19 protein-coding genes and 1 pseudogene are annotated in these 16,226 nt (G+C 64.1%); 5 read left to right on the top strand and 15 right to left on the bottom strand.

Features of this window, described 5'->3' with window-relative positions; translation table 11 throughout:
- Positions 1-515 (bottom strand): annotated as a pseudogene (locus tag NKH43_RS33760) (helix-turn-helix domain-containing protein); the annotation flags it as partial.
- Positions 516-690: 175 nt separating this feature from the next.
- Between NKH43_RS33760 and NKH43_RS33755 the strand changes: the two are divergent.
- A complete protein-coding gene (locus NKH43_RS33755; protein ID WP_352861812.1) occupies positions 691-1,491 on the top strand; it encodes an SDR family NAD(P)-dependent oxidoreductase in 801 nt (266 codons plus the stop codon).
- 142 nt (positions 1,492-1,633) lie between these two features.
- Here NKH43_RS33755 and NKH43_RS33750 read toward each other — a convergent pair whose 3' ends face one another.
- The 4 genes from NKH43_RS33750 to NKH43_RS33735 are packed head-to-tail and all read right to left on the bottom strand — an operon-like array spanning position 1,634 to position 4,040.
- Positions 1,634-2,059, bottom strand: a complete 426-nt coding sequence (locus tag NKH43_RS33750) for a DUF1178 family protein (protein ID WP_352483544.1) — start codon at positions 2,057-2,059, stop codon at positions 1,634-1,636.
- Positions 2,056-2,922, bottom strand: a complete 867-nt coding sequence (locus NKH43_RS33745; protein WP_352861810.1) for a carbon-nitrogen hydrolase family protein — start codon at positions 2,920-2,922, stop codon at positions 2,056-2,058. Before NKH43_RS33745 ends, NKH43_RS33750 begins: the two co-directional genes overlap by 4 nt.
- Before the next feature lie 10 nt (positions 2,923-2,932).
- Complete coding sequence (grxC, locus tag NKH43_RS33740; protein ID WP_023721036.1) at positions 2,933-3,202, bottom strand: glutaredoxin 3; 270 nt, start codon at positions 3,200-3,202, stop codon at positions 2,933-2,935.
- 37 nt (positions 3,203-3,239) lie between these two features.
- A complete protein-coding gene (locus NKH43_RS33735) occupies positions 3,240-4,040 on the bottom strand; it encodes a ComF family protein (RefSeq protein WP_352861809.1) in 801 nt (266 codons plus the stop codon).
- 54 nt (positions 4,041-4,094) lie between these two features.
- Here NKH43_RS33735 and NKH43_RS33730 point away from each other — a divergent pair, with 54 nt between their 5' ends.
- The gene (locus NKH43_RS33730; protein WP_352861808.1) at positions 4,095-4,967 is read left to right on the top strand and encodes a methyltransferase domain-containing protein; all 873 of its coding nucleotides are present in this window, start codon (positions 4,095-4,097) and stop codon (positions 4,965-4,967) included.
- A gap of 51 nt (positions 4,968-5,018) precedes the next feature.
- Here NKH43_RS33730 and NKH43_RS33725 read toward each other — a convergent pair whose 3' ends face one another.
- The 5 genes from NKH43_RS33725 to argJ form a co-directional block, all read right to left on the bottom strand.
- Positions 5,019-5,198, bottom strand: coding sequence for a Flp family type IVb pilin (locus NKH43_RS33725; protein WP_023721039.1), 180 nt, complete (start codon positions 5,196-5,198; stop codon positions 5,019-5,021).
- A gap of 207 nt (positions 5,199-5,405) precedes the next feature.
- Positions 5,406-5,711 carry a hypothetical protein gene (locus NKH43_RS33720; protein WP_352861807.1) on the bottom strand — a complete coding sequence of 102 codons (306 nt, stop codon included), beginning with the start codon at positions 5,709-5,711 and terminating at the stop codon, positions 5,406-5,408.
- Positions 5,712-5,829: 118 nt separating this feature from the next.
- Positions 5,830-6,252, bottom strand: coding sequence for a (deoxy)nucleoside triphosphate pyrophosphohydrolase (locus NKH43_RS33715; RefSeq protein WP_352861805.1), 423 nt, complete (start codon positions 6,250-6,252; stop codon positions 5,830-5,832).
- Positions 6,249-7,028 (bottom strand): GNAT family N-acetyltransferase, encoded by a 780-nt coding sequence (locus tag NKH43_RS33710; RefSeq protein WP_352641400.1) that lies wholly within the window; start codon positions 7,026-7,028, stop codon positions 6,249-6,251. The genes NKH43_RS33715 and NKH43_RS33710 overlap by 4 nt, the downstream gene beginning before the upstream one ends.
- Positions 7,028-8,269: a bifunctional glutamate N-acetyltransferase/amino-acid acetyltransferase ArgJ gene (gene argJ, locus NKH43_RS33705; protein WP_352789490.1), complete on the bottom strand. Its 1,242-nt coding sequence runs from the start codon at positions 8,267-8,269 to the stop codon at positions 7,028-7,030. The genes NKH43_RS33710 and argJ overlap by 1 nt, the downstream gene beginning before the upstream one ends.
- A 180-nt stretch (positions 8,270-8,449) precedes the next feature.
- On the opposite strand from argJ, the gene NKH43_RS33700 reads away from it, so the two are divergent.
- Complete coding sequence (locus NKH43_RS33700) at positions 8,450-9,676, top strand: caspase family protein (protein ID WP_352861804.1); 1,227 nt, start codon at positions 8,450-8,452, stop codon at positions 9,674-9,676.
- 3 nt (positions 9,677-9,679) lie between these two features.
- Here NKH43_RS33700 and NKH43_RS33695 read toward each other — a convergent pair whose 3' ends face one another.
- Complete coding sequence (locus NKH43_RS33695) at positions 9,680-9,916, bottom strand: putative antibiotic biosynthesis monooxygenase (RefSeq protein ID WP_352483537.1); 237 nt, start codon at positions 9,914-9,916, stop codon at positions 9,680-9,682.
- A gap of 111 nt (positions 9,917-10,027) precedes the next feature.
- Here NKH43_RS33695 and NKH43_RS33690 point away from each other — a divergent pair, with 111 nt between their 5' ends.
- On the top strand, positions 10,028-10,684 hold the full coding sequence (locus NKH43_RS33690; RefSeq protein WP_352861814.1) for a TetR/AcrR family transcriptional regulator: 657 nt from the start codon (positions 10,028-10,030) through the stop codon (positions 10,682-10,684).
- Between the two features lie 43 nt (positions 10,685-10,727).
- Here NKH43_RS33690 and NKH43_RS33685 read toward each other — a convergent pair whose 3' ends face one another.
- On the bottom strand, positions 10,728-11,645 hold the full coding sequence (locus NKH43_RS33685) for a peptidylprolyl isomerase (RefSeq protein ID WP_352861803.1): 918 nt from the start codon (positions 11,643-11,645) through the stop codon (positions 10,728-10,730).
- Positions 11,646-11,898: 253 nt separating this feature from the next.
- Here NKH43_RS33685 and secA point away from each other — a divergent pair, with 253 nt between their 5' ends.
- The gene (gene secA, locus NKH43_RS33680) at positions 11,899-14,631 is read left to right on the top strand and encodes a preprotein translocase subunit SecA (RefSeq protein WP_352861802.1); all 2,733 of its coding nucleotides are present in this window, start codon (positions 11,899-11,901) and stop codon (positions 14,629-14,631) included.
- 152 nt (positions 14,632-14,783) lie between these two features.
- On the opposite strand, the gene NKH43_RS33675 is transcribed toward secA, so the two are convergent.
- The 3 genes from NKH43_RS33675 to NKH43_RS33665 are packed head-to-tail and all read right to left on the bottom strand — an operon-like array spanning position 14,784 to position 16,178.
- Positions 14,784-15,644, bottom strand: a complete 861-nt coding sequence (locus NKH43_RS33675) for a restriction endonuclease (protein ID WP_352861801.1) — start codon at positions 15,642-15,644, stop codon at positions 14,784-14,786.
- Positions 15,645-15,656: 12 nt separating this feature from the next.
- On the bottom strand, positions 15,657-15,911 hold the full coding sequence (locus tag NKH43_RS33670) for a hypothetical protein (RefSeq protein ID WP_352861800.1): 255 nt from the start codon (positions 15,909-15,911) through the stop codon (positions 15,657-15,659).
- A 42-nt stretch (positions 15,912-15,953) separates the two neighbouring features.
- The gene (locus tag NKH43_RS33665) at positions 15,954-16,178 is read right to left on the bottom strand and encodes a hypothetical protein (RefSeq protein ID WP_352861799.1); all 225 of its coding nucleotides are present in this window, start codon (positions 16,176-16,178) and stop codon (positions 15,954-15,956) included.
- Positions 16,179-16,226: the final 48 nt, after the last annotated feature.

Raw genomic sequence — 16,226 nt, 5'->3', positions numbered from 1 at the left:
GCCAGGGCGAGTGCGGCGCGCGCAGGACCGGTCCGCAAGCGGCGGATGGCGATGCCGGCGACAGCCAGCTCGTGGGCGGCCCGCGATGCCGGCGGCAGCGGCGAGGGATCGAAGCCGTCCAGGCTGCGCTCGGCTTCGTCGAGATGACCAATCAGCAGCAGGCGCCGAACTTCGAGGTTGCGCGCATGCGCGGCGTTGACGCGATCGCCATGCTTTTCAAGCGTCGCCCGCGCGGTGTCGAGTGCCTTGGCCGGCCAGGCGAGGTCGCGCGAGACGAGCGCGATCTCGGCCTCGGCGACGATACACCGCGCGCGGGCCACGGCCTCCCTCGGGCTGAATGCTTGCGCCGCCCTTTTGAGAAGAACCTTCGCCCGAACCAGGTCGCCAAGCTGCGCCATCGCGATACCGCGCAACGCAAGTGCCGGCGCATCGTCGCGCAGCGCAACCCGTTTCAAGGCGCCGAGCGGATCGCCCGCCGCGAGCGCATGCGCCGCGGCCGTGATCAGCGAGTCCATCGGAATCCCGTCACACTTGTCACTCCCATGGCTTCGACATCCGGCGCTAAGTCCATCTCACCAACCAGTCGTATCGAGAATGGCGACTGTAGCCAACCTGAGTTGCGGCGCGCCTGAGTTGCGGCGCGATTATGCACTGAGCTCGAACACAGCGATAAGCACTAGGAGAGACGCAATGAAGATCGAACGCACAACTATCCTGGTGACTGGAGCCAATCGGGGCATCGGTCGGGCACTGGTCGAGGAAGCCCTCAGCAGAGGCGTAAAGCGCGTCTATGCCGCAACCCGCCAAGCCATGGCTCACCCCGACCGGCGTGTAACGTCCCTGACCATGGATGTAACGAACGCCGCGCAGATCCGGGAGGCCGTCGAGAAAATCGATGCTCTCGATATCCTCATCAACAACGCCGGCGTATCGCCCTTCGACGACCTCAGCGACCGTCGCGTGCTCGAACAACAGCTCGCCGTAAACCTCTTCGGCGCGTATGACGTGACCCAGGCTCTGCTGCCGTTGCTGGCCCGGTCGCGGGGAGCCATCGTCAACATTCTGTCGCTGGCCTCTATTGCTGCCGTGCCGTTCAGTCCGGCTTACTCGATCTCGAAGGCGGCCTCGTTCTCACTGTCACAGTCGTTGCGCACCCTCTTGGCCGGACGGGGTGTCAGCGTCCACAGGGTCCTTCCCGGCCCCGTGGACACGGACATGACACGGGGCCTGGACATCCCGAAGGCCTCTCCGGAGTCTGTTGCGCGAGCGATCCTGGACGGCGTGGAGAACGGCGAGGAGGAAATCTTCCCCGATCCCATGTCGGAATCCGTGGCGGAGGGTTGGCGCAGCAGTGCGGTCAAGGCGCTTGAACGCCAGTTTGCAGCCTATGCGGAAGCAAGCCCGTCAAGTGAAGCAAGCCCGTCAAGCAGTGGGCACGAAAGAAGCAGCGAAACGACTACCCGAGAAGCCCATCCTTGCTGCTCGGCATGAAACTGCAGACGCCTGTGCAGGGGGCGGCAGCACCGCCGCCCTCGACGCCGGCGGTCGGCTGTCGCTGGCGACGGCGCCGACCTTCACGGTCATGGCGCGGCCTGGCGGAGATGCCTCGTTATGTCCCGGGCAAGTTGACGGATCAGTTGCGGTCGTCCGGGAAGCTGGGAATAGGCAAGAACTCGACGCCGTCGTCGGCGAGGCTCTTGGCCTCCTCCAGCGTCGCCTCGCCATAGATGCCGCGCGGATCGCTCTCGCCGAAATGGATTTTGCGCGCTTCCTCGGCAAACTTGTCGCCGACATAATCGGCGTTCTCGCGCACCTTCTCGGCCATGGCCTTCAATTGCGCCAGCGCCTGCTTCTGGGCCTCGCCCATGGCGAGCGCGATCTTTTCCTGGTTGCGCCCGGTCGAGACCGCGGGCGCCATCAGCGCCTTGTCGACCTTACGCGAGCCGCAGGCCGGGCAATCGACGAAACCGCGCTTCTTCTGGGTGTCGAAATCGTCGTTGCTGCGAAACCAGGCTTCGAATTCGTGCTCGTGCTCGCAGGTCAGGGAAAAGCGGATCAAGAGGCGGCACCCCTGAGCGGCAGCGCGTCCACCGGACCGGCGTTGACGGCAAAATCGCGTGCGTTCTTGAGGTTCGGTATCTTCTTGCGCGCTGCGACCGACTGCGCCGGGTCGATTTCGGCGACGATCACCGCCGGCTCGTCATGCGCTGCTTCGGCGATGATGCGGCCCCAGGGATCGACGATCAGCGAATGGCCATAGGTTTCGCGGCCGTCTTCGTGCACTCCGCCTTGCGCGGCGGCGACGACATAGGCGCCGTTCTCGATGGCGCGCGCCCTGAGCAGCACATGCCAATGCGCTTCGCCGGTCTGGCGGGTGAAGGCGGCGGGCACCGCAAGCAGATCGGCGCCGGCCAGCGCCTCGGCGCGGAACAGCTGCGGGAAGCGCAGATCGTAGCAGACGGCAAAGCCCAGCTTCGCGCCATCGATTTCGGTGACGACAGCCTGCGTGCCCGGCTCATAAGCGGCGGATTCGCGCCAGCTCTCGCCATTGTCGAGATCGACGTCGAACATGTGGATCTTGTCATAGGTGGCAATCGTGGCGCCGTCAGGCCCGAACAGAAGTGCGCGGTTGGCGAGCTTGCCGTCGGCGCGCAGAATGGCGGTCGAGCCGATATGCAGGAAGATGCCGAGTTCGTTGGCCAGCTTCCGCGACGTCGAGACGATGATGTCTTTGTCTTCGGAGGTGAACGAAGCAGCCCGGGCTTGGCTGTCGCGGATCAGCGCGCCGGTCATTTCCGGGGTCTGGATGTAGCTCGCGCCCAGGCCTGCCGCCTCGCGCACCAGCCGTTCCAGATCGACCGCATTGCGCTCCGGGCTGGTTCCCGATCGCATCTGGATCGCCGCCGCCTTGAAACCACTCATCGTCATGTCCTTACCTGGCCGAGCCGTTGGCGAGCAATCTGTCCAGCCGTCCTTCCGCCTCCAATTCGTGGAGATCGTCGGAGCCGCCGACATGCGTGTCGCCGATGAATATCTGCGGAAAGGTGGAACGGCCGTGAGCCCGGGAAATCATCTCCTGGCGCAGCTCCGGCGAGAAGGAGGCGTCGTGCTCGGTGTAGGCGACACCCTTCCTGTCGAGCAGCCGCTTGGCCGCAGTGCAATAGCCGCACATCATCCGCGTGTAGATCGTCACATCGACCATCGGTCAGCAACCCTGCCTCGTTCCGCTGTCATATAGGCTATATAGGCGCCGATTCGTCGGCCCGAAAGTCCCCCGGCAGCACGCGCGCGAAGGTCAGTACGTCGATTGCGCCGGCACCGCCCTTCTTTAACGCCCTGGCGGCCGCACGGACCGTGGCGCCGGTGGTGTAGACATCGTCGATCAACAGCACCCGGCGGCCGGCGATTTCGATTTCCGCTTCATCAGGCACTGTGAATGCGGCGCGCACATTTTCCTCGCGTTCCCGCCGCTCCAGCCCGACCTGCTGGCGCGTGAGTTTGACGCGCTTGATGGCTGATGGCGCGAAGGGCCGATCGCCGAGCTGCGCCACCGCCCGCGCCAGTTCCGCCAACTGGTTGAACTGCCGCCTGAAGAAGCGCCGCCAGTGCAGCGGCACCGGCACGACCACGTCGGCCTCGGCGATGAGCTCGGCACCGGCGCGAAGCATCCAGCGCGCCATCCACGGCGCCAGATCGGTGCGGTCCTGGTATTTCAGCCCTTGCACCATCTGGCGGGCAACGCCGGAATAGGCAACCGCCGCGCGCGCGCGCTCGAATGGCGGCGGGTCGGCTATCGCCTCCGCCGACAGGAACCCCTCACCCATATTGTGGGTGAACGGCGTGCCCATCACCGGGCACCATGGCCGTTCCAGCAGCCTGAGTTTCGGCCAGCAGGCGCCGCACAACACGCCGGGTTGCGAGACATGGCGGCGGCAGCCGGCGCAGACCGGCGGGAACAACAGGCGCGCCGGCCAGCTCAATGCCTTGCGGGCAATGCTCTTGATCGCAATACGCTTGATCTCCGGCATGGGATCGGCCACGTGGTTGGTCCTCCGCATCACTATATCAGAGAGCGAAGCTCAAGGACCTGCCCATTGCAGCTTGTAATCGACACCTCGCTCTGGCTGGCGCACAAGCGTCGGGCACTGGCCCGCCCTATCGCCGGGGCGGATTTCCTCATGCGGCGGGCCGCCGAGGATCTTGCCGACCGGCTCGGCGCCGTCGAACGCAAGTTCGGCAAGGCGACCTCATTGTTTTGCCAGACGCCGGCAGCAGCAGAGGTGCTCGCAGAAAGCGGCAAGGTAGCGGAAAACGTGCGCGTCGAGGCCGACGCCGCTTTCCTCGACGGCCGGCCAGGAGTGGTGGCGCCGTTGGAAACCGTGCCATTCGAGCCGGAAAGCCTCGATCTCGCTGTCTCGCTGCTGTCGCTGCAGGCGATGAACGACATTCCCGGCATGCTGGTGCAGATCCGCCGGGCGCTAAAGCCGGACGGGCTTTTCCTCGGCGCCTTCGCCGGCATAGGCACGCTCTCCGAACTGCGCGAAAGCCTGCTTGCCGCCGAGACCGAGCTCTACGGCGGCGCCAGCCCGCGTGTGATCCCGTTCACCGATGTCCGCGACGCCGGCGTGCTGCTGCAGCGCGCCGGCTTGGCGCTGCCGGTTGCCGACGTCGAGACGATTACGGTGCGCTACGATTCCCTCTTTGGCCTGGTCGCCGACCTGCGCGCAATGGGCGAGACCAGCGCGCTTGTCGACCGCAGCAGACGGCCGGGCACCCGAGCGCTGTTCGCGCGCGCCGCCGAAATCTATGCGGAGCGGTTTTCGGACGCCGATGGCCGCGTCAGGGCGAGTTTCTCGGTGGTCTGGATGTCAGGCTGGGCGCCCGATGCCTCTCAGCAAAAACCGCTGAAGCCGGGCTCCGCAAAAATATCGCTGAAGACGATCCTGGAAAACCCCGGCGGCCCCTGAGCATATCCCTGCGCAAAAGCTAGGCGTAGCCCTGCGCAACAGCCGAGCGAATCACTGCGCAAATGCGTTGGCAAGCCTGCTGCTGTTGTCGCTGAACAGCCACTCGATCGCACCGGCAGCCTGGCCGATGCCTGTGACAATGGCAAGCGACAGCACGGCCACGATCAAACCATATTCGATAGCCGTCGCACCCCTCTCGTCTTCTAAAAATCGTTGCAGCAAGATTTTCATGGGCGCCCATCCCTCTTGCCGGAACCTAGCGCCGACCCGTTAAGAAAGGTTAACGTGACAGGCTTAACGCGCGGTGAAACAGCTGCATTCCAATGCATGTCGCGCAAAAGTGTTCAGCGGTTTTGCGATAACGACATGCATCGAAACATAAGCGCGTCGCATGAGGCCGGTCGAACGCGACGCGCTTTCAGATATCTGTTGAGGACGTCAGCAGTCACCGCTGCTTCTGCCATCGGCCCGAATGACGCAGACCGAACTGGGCAGCGGCTGCAGCACGCTCTTGCGCAGCGTATAGCTGTCGTGCTGCCCGATCGAGCCGGTGCTCATCGTATCAAGGCCGTCGCGGGCAAACTGCGACCGGGTCCGGCTGTCGAGGTAGGGTGTCGCGATCAAGGCCAGAGCCACCGCGGCCGAGCCGAACAAAAGGGTGATGCGCAATATTCCCATGCCGGCATTGACGGCGCCAGGAAGGCGATCGGGCCAAGGCAAGTCCCAGTCCTTGTCGAAGCTCATGCAAATCGCTCCCCAGCGATGGAATCGGCGTAACCGCTTTGCGTCAATTTTTCACGGCCAGATAAATCTTTCATTAACGCTGCTGATATCGCTTCGCGGAAATGTCCAAGGTCGGCCGTTACAGCAGATCGATGAGGAATTGGATGAGCGGGGCATCGGCCGGCGGCATTGGAAAATCGCCCATCTGGCGCGGCCGCACCCATTTCAGCACCTGCCGTTCCTTTGGCTGGGCAATGCCGCGGAATCGACGGCAGACGAACAGCGGCATCAGCAGGTGAAAATCATCGTAGGAATGGCTGGCAAAGGTGAGTGGTGCCAGGCAAGGGATATCGGTCTCGATGCCGATCTCCTCATACAGTTCGCGGATCAGGCATTGTTCCGGCGTTTCGCCGGGCTCGACCTTGCCGCCCGGAAACTCCCATAGGCCGGCGAGTTGCTTGCCTTCGGGCCGCTGCGCCAAAAGCACGCGCCCGTCGGCATCGACTAGCGCGCAGGCCGCAACCAGGAGCAGGCGCTTGCCGACCGTGTCTGAGCCGCTCATGCGCCTTGTGGCCGGCGATAGTGATAGCGATAGACTTCGTCGAATCCGAGCGAACGGTAAAGCGCCAGCGCCGGTGCGTTGTCCGCCTCGACTTGCAGCCAGGCTTCCCGCGCCCCACGCAGCCGCGCCCATTTCAGCGCCGATCGGATGAGGTGGCGGCCATGGCCCTGGTTGCGCACCGATCTGTCGGTGGCGATCTCGAACAGCCCGGCAAGGTCGCCGTCATGCACGCAGATCAACGTTGCCAGCGGCTCGCTGCCGTTCTCCAGCGCAAACAGCCCGGCCTCCGGCTGGATGGCGCCAATGATCTCCGACAGGCCGGGCCGCAGCGACACATCCGAGCCGCTCACCTTGAGCGCCGCGCCGATGAAACGGCTGATGTCCTTCAACGGAATCTGGTCCATGGCGTCGTCGAGCATGGCGTCCGCCAGCGGCAGCCGCATGACCAGCGACTCCGCGAATGTGCTCCAGCCCTCGCTGTCGAGGTACTTTGAGAGATCCGGCCCCGACAGCGGCGAGATGCGAAAGGTCAGCGGCCTGCCATAGGCGTCGAAGCGACGGCTGGCGCGGCCGATGCGCTCGGCAATGTGCTGAATGTCGCCCGGATCGAGCGGATTGACCGAATTCAGCCGCTTGGCCGGGTGGCCAGCCGTCAGCCGCACCACCCAGGTGCCATCATAATGGACGGCGGCCGCCGGCCAGGCGCGAAAGCCGGCCGCCTCGTAGCGGCGCACGATCGCCAACACGCTTGCCGGATGTCTGGAAGCCAATGTCATCAGCTCCGATAATCGCCATTGATGGCGACATATTCCTTGGTGAGATCGCAGGTCCACACCGTCGCCTTGCCGCGGCCGATGCCGATATCGGCGCGGATGCGGATCTCGTCGCGCTTCATATACGCCGAAGTCGCCGCTTCGGAATAGGCGGCGTCGCGCTCGCCCTGAAATGCCAGGCGGTTGTCGCCGAACCAGATCGACAGAAGGTCGCGGTCGGCCGGTTCGCCGGCCTTGCCGACGGCCATTACGACACGGCCCCAATTGGCGTCCTCGCCGGCGACTGCCGTCTTGACCAGCGGCGAATTGGCGATCGACAGCGCGATGCGCTTGGCCGAGCGGGCCGATTTGGCCCCGGTGACGGTGACCTCGACCTGCTTGCGGGCGCCCTCGCCGTCGCGCACCACCTGCAGCGCCAGCGATTTCAGCACCTTGCCGAGGGCACGGCGGAACGCGCCGAGGCGCGCATCCTTGGGGTCGGAAATCGCCGGCGCGCCACGCCTGGCGGCAGCACCTGTGGCGAACATCAGCAGCGTGTCGCTGGTCGAGGTGTCGCTGTCGACGGTGACCGCGTTGAAGGTCTTGGCCGTGCCGCGCGACAACAGATCCTGCAGCACCGGTGCTGCGATCGGCGCATCGGTGGCGATGAAGGAAAGCATCGTCGCCATGTCGGGCGCGATCATCCCCGCGCCCTTGGCGATGCCGTTGATGGTGACGTCGGCATTGCCGAGCTTGACCGTCGCGGTCGCCAGTTTGGGATAGGTGTCGGTGGTCATGATTGCCTTGGCGGCTTCGGTCCATAATTCCGGCTTGCCGTCCTTGATCAGCCCGGCCAGCAGGTGGCTGAACTTACCAGTATCGAGCGGTTCGCCGATGACGCCGGTCGAGGCCAGGAACACCTCGCCCGCTGTGCAGCCGGCCGCCTTAGCCGCCGTCTCGCCCGTGAGTGCCGTCGAGGCGCGGCCCTTCTGGCCGGTAAAGGCATTGGCATTGCCGGAATTGACGACCAGAACGCGCGCCTTGCCCGCCGTGAGGTTCTGCCGGCAGAAGTCGACCGGCGCCGACGGGCATTTCGACCTGGTGAACACGCCGGCGACGGTGGTGCCGGCGTCGAACACCATGGCCAGCAGGTCGGTGCGGTTCTTGTATTTTATGCCGGCCTCGGCGGTGGCGATGCGCACGCCCTCGATGGTCGGCATCTTGGCATATTTCTTCGGCGCGAGCGGCGAAACCTGTGCGGACATGGAAGACCCCGGGCGGGAAAATCGCGAAAGGAACGCCGGTTTGCCCGATAGCGCGCGTCGGCGCAAGCCGTTTTCACAGCCGTTACGGGTGCCGGACGCCTGACACTGCCTCATGCCGCAAGCAGGGCTGTTGCAAATTTGTTGGCATCGCTGCGGCCGATAGCGCTATGATCCTGCCCCATGGGCAGGCTTGTGGTCTTGGCACTGGCGTTTCTGGGCTTTCTGCTGCTGCGCGCGGATGCGCAGACGGCGCGGCGCGTGGCGCTTGTGGTCGGCAACGGCAGCTACGCCAAAGCCGGCACGCTGGCCAATCCCGTCAACGATGCGCTCGACATTGCCGACAAGCTGCGCGCCATCGGTTTCGAAGTGATCGAAGGCAACGATCTCGGCAAGCGCGAGCTCGAACGCAAGATCGGCGAATTCTCCGATGCGCTGCAGGGCGCCGGTGCCGGGCTGTTCTACTATGCCGGCCACGGCCTGCAGGTCGACGGGCGCAACTTCATCGTGCCGGTCGACGCCAGGCTGGACATGCCGGTCAAGCTCCAGCTCGAGGCCGTGCCGATCGACGAGGTCCTCGACATCATGGAGCAGCAGACCAAAGTCAGCCTGGTCTTCCTCGATGCCTGCCGCAACAACCCGTTTGCGCGAAGTCTCAGCCGCAGCGCCACGACGCGCTCGGCGACGGCTCTCGCCGGCCTCGCCCAGTTCGAGTCGACACGCGGTTCATTCATTGCCTTCTCGACGGCGCCCGGCGCTGTGGCAATGGACGGGACGGGGCGCAACTCGCCCTTTGCGGCGGCACTTTTGCGGCATATGGCGGAGCCCGGACAGAGCATCAACGACATGATGATCGCGGTGCGCCGCGATGTCGTTTCCGCAACGCGCGAGGCGCAGCGTCCCTGGGAGCAGGGATCGCTGCTCGAGCGTTTCGAATTCGTGCCGGGCGGAGACAGTGCCCAGCCACCGAAACCGGCCATCACCCCGGCGCCCGCGTCTGAGGTCGCAGCGCTCGAACGCTCCGTCGGCGACAAGGGCGCCATCGAGCAGTTTCTGCGCCACGACTATCTGGCGCCTGATGCCAAGGCGATGCGCGAGACCGTCAAGCGGCTTTACGGTGCGTCGGCCACCATCTACGGCACGCGCTACGACAGCGAGGCCATCGTCAAGGTCAAGACTGAGTGGTTCGCGCAATGGGCGTCGTGGTCGTTCGGTCTTGAGCCCGGCAGCCTTGAGGTGACGCCGCACGGCAAGGACCGCGCCGATGCGGTTTTCGCCATGACCTACGATTATGTGCCGAAGGACCACTCGGCGCAGCGGCTGACCGGCAAGGCACGGGTCATGCTGGAACTCGTGCTGGCCGACGGCGAGTGGCGCGTTGCGTCGGAAACGTCGCAGGCGCTGGAATGAACATCACCGGACCGCTGGGTTAATGAACCCGCGAAACGCCCGCTGCACGCCCGGAATCAGTCCCCAGATCATGATCGAGACCATCAGCGGCGCGATGACCAGTGTACGCTGCCAGATTTGCCACTCCTTGGTCAGCGGAAAAACCATGTACAAAATGGCAGTGATCAGCGGGTAGACGCCGAGCAGCACCAGCAGGGCGAAGCGCAAGCGCGAAAAACGCGTGGCGACAGTCGAAGTCATTGCTGTTCTTCTTATCGTTACGGAACGTTCCGTTACATATGAAACGGATCGTTTCGTTTCGTCAAGGGGCTGTGTAAGATGGCTGCTGAGATCATCGGCAAGGAAGACGAGATGGGCGAAACCACCGATCCCGGGCGCAAGTCAGCCGGCGCACGGCGCAGCCCCGAAAGCGCCGATGCCATTCTCGACGCCGCCGAAGCGGTACTGGTCGAAGCCGGTTATTCCGGCTTCTCCATCGAGGCGGTGGCGCGGCGGGCGCGCGCCGGAAAACCGACGATCTATCGCTGGTGGCCAAGCAAGGCCGCTCTGCTGCTCGACGTCTACCAGCGGCAAAAGCGTGTCGACAATCCCGACACCGGGAACCTTGAGCAGGACCTCGTCGGCTTCCTGAAGAGCTTGTTTGCGCACTGGCGCGACACATCGTCGGGCAGCGTGTTCAGATCGCTGATTGCCGAGGCGCAGTCGGACGAAAAAGCGGCCGCCGCCCTTGCCGAATACGCAAGAGGGCGGCGCGTCCACACCGGCCAGATGGTCGAACGCGCCAAGGCAAGGGGAGAGGTGGCAGCCGACGTCGATGCCACTGTCGTCGCCGACCTGATCGGCTCGTACGCCTGGACGCATCTTCTGACGAACCGCCTCGACGAGGACGAAGCGACGCTGCACAGGGCGGTCGGCTATGTCTTGAAAGGCATCATCGCTGACGATGCCGGCGATGCCACGGCGGTCCGGCGGCGGCGTCGACGCATCATCGTTCGCCCTACCAAATAGAAGCGACAGGGCGGCAGCGCGCCCTGTCGTAGCTCAATCTGGCCTATTTCGCGCTTTCCAGTGCGTCGACGGTCTTCTTCAGGTTGGCATCGGGGATGTCGACCTTGGCGTTGGCGCGCAGCGACTTGACCAGCGCGAAATACTTGTCGCGGATGACCGCCTGGCGGGCCTGGTCCTTGACCTCGTCGAAGGCCGGCGGCTGCTTGGTGCGCTTGTCCTCGACCTTGATGACGTGCCAGCCGAACTGAGACTGTACCGGCTGCTCGGTGTATTTGCCGACCGCCAGCGCAAACGCCGCCTTGTCGAATTCCGGCACCATCTGGCCAGGCCCGAACCAGCCGAGATCGCCGCCGCTGGTCTTGCCGCTCGGATCGCTGGTGTGCTCGTTGGCAAGCTTCTGGAAATCGGCACCGCCGTCGAGCTGCTTGATGATGGCGTCTGCCTCTTCCTTCGTCTTCACGAGGATGTGACGGGCGTGCACCTCGTTGGTGGGCGGCGTGTTGGCGATTTCCTGGTCGTAGCGGGCGCGGACCTCGGCATCGGTAACCTTGTCGACGACGCCCTTCTCGACCATTTCGCCATGCAGCGCGCGCTGCTGCAGGAAGGCCATGCGGCGCTGGAAGTCGGGATCCTTGTCGAGGCCGGTGGTCACCGCCTGAGCCGCCATGACGCGGATTTCGATCGCCGCCGACAGTGCCGCGGCGCGGCGCTGCTCGGGCGGAAGCTGCGCGAACTGCTGCGACAGCTCGCCCTCGGCAAGCCCAAGGTCTGCCTCGGTCAGCGTCTGGCCGTTGATGGTGGCGACCACGGCGTTCGGATCGACCGGCTTGGCCGCCGGGGCGGGCGCGGCCGGCTGGGCAGGGGCGGCTTCCTGTGCCATCAGCGGCGACAGCGAGAGGGCCGACAGGCCGAATGCCAGACCAAGGCTGGCGAGCGACGCACGGCGGAACAACAAGGACATTACGATTATCTCCAAAGCGGGGTAGCTAGAGCGGAATGGCTTCCAGACCAGCAGGATTGTGGCGGAATTTGGCGCGGTCGACAGGGCGAGCGCGGCGTTGACATCGAATGAGCCCCCTCTTATCTGTCCAACGACTTTGCGTCCAGAACCGTTTTCCGGGCGCTTTTTGCGTTTGTCCGCGTTCGCGTGGATTTGATGGGGGCCGGCCGGCGCCCGTCGCAACGACTTGGAATGCTATCGAAAGGGCCATTGGATGGTCAGTCTCGGCGGTCTCGCCCGTAAGGTTTTCGGCTCCTCCAACGATCGTCGGGTCAAATCGACCCGGCCCCGCGTCGAGGCGATCAATGCCATGGAAAACGAGATGCGGGCGCTCTCCGACGCCGAGCTTCAGGCCCGCACGGACAAATTCCGCCAGGACTTCGCCAACGGCGCCAGCCTCGACGACCTCCTGGTGCCGGCCTTCGCCACCGTGCGCGAGGCCGCCCGCCGCGTGCTTGGCATGCGCCCATTCGACGTGCAGCTGATCGGCGGCATGGTGCTGCACAATGGCGGCATTGCCGAGATGCGCACCGGCGAAGGCAAGACGCTGGTGGCGACGCTGCCGGTCTACCTCAACGCGCTCGCCGGCAATGGCGTCCATGTCGTCACCGTCAACGATTATCTGGCCACGCGCGACTCCGAATGGATGGGCCGCGTCTACAAATTCCTCGGCCTCAACGTCGGTGTCATCGTCCATGGCCTGTCCGACGAGGAGCGGCGCGTCGCCTACGCCGCCGACGTCACCTACGCCACCAACAACGAGCTCGGCTTCGACTATCTGCGCGACAACATGAAATACGAGCGCGCCCAGATGGTGCAGCGCGGTCACAGCTACGCCATCGTCGACGAGGTCGATTCCATCCTGGTCGACGAAGCCCGCACGCCGCTGATCATTTCCGGTCCGCTCGAGGACCGTTCGGAAATGTACAACACCATCGACACCTTCATCATCCAGCTGCAGCCGCAGGACTACGAGATCGACGAGAAGCAGAAGACCTCGATCTTCACCGAGGAAGGCACCGAAAAGCTGGAGAACATGCTGCGCGATGCCGGTCTGCTCAAGGGCGAGTCGCTCTACGACGTCGAGAACGTCGCCATCGTCCATCACGTCAACAACGCATTGAAGGCGCACCGGCTGTTCCAGCGGGACAAGGACTATATTGTCCGCAACGGCGAGATCGTCATCATCGACGAGTTCACCGGCCGCATGATGCCCGGCCGCCGCTATTCGGAAGGCCTGCACCAGGCGCTCGAGGCCAAGGAGCATGTGGCGATCCAGCCGGAGAACCAGACGCTCGCCTCGGTCACCTTCCAGAACTATTTCCGCCTCTACAAGAAGCTCGCCGGCATGACCGGCACGGCGCTGACCGAGGCCGAGGAATTCGCCAACATCTACAATCTCGACGTCACCGAGATCCCGACCAACCTGCCGGTCATCCGCATTGACGAGGACGACGAGGTCTACCGGACGGTCGAGGAGAAATACAAGGCGATCGTCAAGGAGATCAAGGAAGCCCGCTCCAAGGGCCAGCCGACGCTGGTCGGCACGACTTCCATCGAGAAGTCCGAGCAACTGGCCGAACGCCTGCGCAAGGAAGGTTTCAAAGATTTCGAGGTGCTGAACGCCCGCCACCACGAGCGCGAAGCGGCGATCGTCGCCCAGGCGGGCAAGCCCGGCGCCATCACCATCGCCACCAACATGGCCGGCCGCGGCACCGACATCCAGCTCGGCGGCAATGCCGACATGCGCATAGCCGAGGAGCTTGGCGAGATGCCGGCCGGCCCCGAGCGCGAGGCCAGGGAAAAGGAAATCCGCGACGACATCGCCCGGCTGAAGGAAAAGGCACTCGCCGCCGGCGGTCTTTATGTGCTCGCCACCGAACGCCATGAATCGCGCCGCATCGACAACCAGTTGCGCGGCCGCTCGGGCCGCCAGGGCGATCCCGGCCGCTCGAAATTCTTCCTGTCGCTGCAGGACGACCTGATGCGCATCTTCGGCTCCGAGCGCATGGACGGCATGCTGCAGAAACTCGGCCTCAAGGAAGACGAGGCAATCATCCATCCGTGGATCAACAAGGCGCTGGAAAAGGCGCAGAAGAAGGTCGAGGCGCGCAACTTCGACATCCGCAAGAACCTGTTGAAATATGACGACGTCTCGAACGACCAGCGCAAGGTGGTGTTCGAGCAGCGCATCGAGCTGATGGACGGCGAAGGCTTGTCCGAGACCATCACCGAGATGCGCGAAGGCGTCATCGAGGAGATCGTCGCCAAGAACATTCCCGAAAACGCCTATGCCGAGCAGTGGAACGTCGCCGGGCTCAAGGCCGAGATCGCCGAATTCCTCAATCTCGATCTGCCGGTCGAGGACTGGGTCAAAGAAGAAGGCATTGCCGAGGACGACATCCGCGAGCGCGTCAGCCAGGCTGCCGAAGCCGCCGCCAAGGAGCGCGCCGAGCGCTTCGGCCCCGACGTGATGACCTATGTCGAGCGTTCCGTGGTGCTGCAGACGCTCGACCATCTGTGGCGCGAGCACATCGTCAATCTCGACCATCTGCGCTCGGTCGTCGGCTTCCGCGGCTATGCCCAGCGCGATCCGCTGCAGGAGTACAAGGGCGAAGCGTTCGAGCTGTTCCAGGCGATGCTGGGCAATCTGCGCCAAGCCGTCACGGCGCAATTGATGCGCGTCGAACTGGTCCGCCAGGCGGCGGAAGCGCCGCCGCCCGAAGCCCCCGACATGTTCGGCAGCCATATCGACGGCAGCACCGGCGAAGACGATTTCGAAGGCGGCGAGACGGCCGTGCTGGTCCGCCAGGAAACCAACGCCATCGTTGCCCCCGAAGACCGCGACCCGAAGAACCCGGCCACCTGGGGCAAGGTCGGCCGCAACGAAGCCTGCCCGTGCGGGTCGGGGAAAAAGTACAAGCATTGTCATGGGGCGTTTGCTTAAGCACCCACTTCCTTTCTCCCCGTCATACGGGGAGAAGGTGCCCGAAGGGCGGATGAGGGGCAACGCCGGCGCTTGCGACTAGCCAATCTCCCCACCTGAGGGGGAGATGGCCGGCAGACCAAAGGGGGGCCGCTGTCCCGCCGGCGTAACGGCTAAAACCCAGCGAACGCCGCTTCGTCCACGGTCACTTCTTCAACCATTTTCACCCGCACGCCGATCTTCTGCTCCTTCAGCAGGTCGCACAATCCATCGCCGTCGATCAGGTCGATAGCCGGCGCTCCATCGCGCACGGCTTCGCGCCGAGCGTCCGCCGTGAAAATTCCGGTGGTGATAATCAGGCCCTTGTCTGCCCGCCCTACCATGGCGCCGCGAAAGTCACGCACAACGCCTGCCCCGACCGAGCCTTTCCAACGCTTGGACTGGAACAGCACGTGGAATGAAAGCAGGTTGAGCCGCAACACGCCGGTACCGTCGATACCACCGTCGCCGCTTCTTCCGGTCACTTCGACCTTGATAAAACCCGCCTCTCGGAGGAGCCGCTGGCACAAGCGCTCGAACGCTGCTGGGTCCATCGCCAAGAGAACATCGAGCAATTGCTCACGCCAATCCTTCAAGGCAATTTCGGCGGCTTCCGCCTCAACCTCTACGCGCTCCGGGGTGACGACAACCTTCGCCTTGCGCAACGCGGCATCTGCTCGCCTTACGCGCCGTACGGTCTCGTCCGGATCAAGTGACAGCGCCGCACGTCCCTCGGCCGTCAGAGTCCACACGCCGCGCTCACTGTTGTTCGTAAAGCCCGCATTCTTCAGCCAGCTCCGCGCCCAGGCGCAGCGATAGTCGAATTTCGATCTTGGCCCTTCGCCAACCAGCACTGCCCGCGCCGCGTCGGAAATGTTCATCAACACAGCGGTCTTGTCGTCAATCTCTTCGATCGAAGCTGAGCCCCCGAGAGCGTCCAACGCCCGGAGAACCGGCACGAAGAACTCGGCGAAGGGTGGAACGGTTGCTTTCACTTGTCTCCGCCCTTACGCCGCCTTAAGCCGTTCCAGCTCCGACGCAAAAGCAGCCCGCAAAGCCTCGCCCTCTTCCTGCGGAAGCAACAGCGTCAGCTCCGGAAACAGTTTCTCCCAGCTAGCTGTCTCGGCTCCGCTCCATGGCAGCCGCTCAGCTTTGCGGGCAAGCTGAAGCAGTCGGTTGAGGTGCTTGCGGATATAGGCGACATTGGGAGCGCGAGGCTCCGTGACGGCTCGTTCGGTCTCGAAAAGCGAAAACTGATCCATGGCGACTATCTAGGAGTTCGATAGGTCGTTTGACGAGCGGTTTCAGGCTTCGCGGCGGCGCATATGATCGTTTTCAACAAGAAGCCGTTCGTCCGCTGTCAACGCATAGAGCTGGAACAGCCGCTCGTTCATTTCCCGTTCGCCGGTTTCAATCGCATTCACCTCATCAGCTAGGTCGCCGACACGTTTGACAAACTGAGCGATGGCTGGCGAATCGAATTCGACCGGCGGTCGCGGGACTGTCGGGAATTCTGTGCGCGAGGCCATGATGATGGAAAGGAGAGAATCATCGCATGGCTATTGAGAAGGAACTTC

Origin of the sequence: Mesorhizobium sp. M1163, assembly GCF_040318415.1 — a bacterium.
Taxonomy (GTDB): Bacteria; Pseudomonadota; Alphaproteobacteria; order Rhizobiales; family Rhizobiaceae; genus Mesorhizobium.
Note: the sequence above shows the minus strand (reverse complement) of the source record. Positions and strands in the feature narration are given on the sequence as shown.

Coding starts and splice junctions, on each gene's coding strand:
- NKH43_RS33700 (WP_352861804.1), top strand. CDS start 8,450: ATGGGCAGGCTTGTGGTCTTGGCACTGGCGTTTCTGGGCTTTCTGCTG.
- secA (WP_352861802.1), top strand. CDS start 11,899: ATGGTCAGTCTCGGCGGTCTCGCCCGTAAGGTTTTCGGCTCCTCCAAC.
- NKH43_RS33755 (WP_352861812.1), top strand. CDS start 691: ATGAAGATCGAACGCACAACTATCCTGGTGACTGGAGCCAATCGGGGC.
- NKH43_RS33715 (WP_352861805.1), bottom strand. CDS start 6,252: ATGAGCGGCTCAGACACGGTCGGCAAGCGCCTGCTCCTGGTTGCGGCC.
- NKH43_RS33690 (WP_352861814.1), top strand. CDS start 10,028: ATGGGCGAAACCACCGATCCCGGGCGCAAGTCAGCCGGCGCACGGCGC.
- NKH43_RS33665 (WP_352861799.1), bottom strand. CDS start 16,178: ATGGCCTCGCGCACAGAATTCCCGACAGTCCCGCGACCGCCGGTCGAA.
- NKH43_RS33720 (WP_352861807.1), bottom strand. CDS start 5,711: ATGAGCTTCGACAAGGACTGGGACTTGCCTTGGCCCGATCGCCTTCCT.
- NKH43_RS33725 (WP_023721039.1), bottom strand. CDS start 5,198: ATGAAAATCTTGCTGCAACGATTTTTAGAAGACGAGAGGGGTGCGACG.
- NKH43_RS33745 (WP_352861810.1), bottom strand. CDS start 2,922: ATGAGTGGTTTCAAGGCGGCGGCGATCCAGATGCGATCGGGAACCAGC.
- NKH43_RS33685 (WP_352861803.1), bottom strand. CDS start 11,645: ATGTCCTTGTTGTTCCGCCGTGCGTCGCTCGCCAGCCTTGGTCTGGCA.
- NKH43_RS33695 (WP_352483537.1), bottom strand. CDS start 9,916: ATGACTTCGACTGTCGCCACGCGTTTTTCGCGCTTGCGCTTCGCCCTG.
- argJ (WP_352789490.1), bottom strand. CDS start 8,269: ATGTCCGCACAGGTTTCGCCGCTCGCGCCGAAGAAATATGCCAAGATG.
- NKH43_RS33710 (WP_352641400.1), bottom strand. CDS start 7,028: ATGACATTGGCTTCCAGACATCCGGCAAGCGTGTTGGCGATCGTGCGC.
- grxC (WP_023721036.1), bottom strand. CDS start 3,202: ATGGTCGATGTGACGATCTACACGCGGATGATGTGCGGCTATTGCACT.
- NKH43_RS33670 (WP_352861800.1), bottom strand. CDS start 15,911: ATGGATCAGTTTTCGCTTTTCGAGACCGAACGAGCCGTCACGGAGCCT.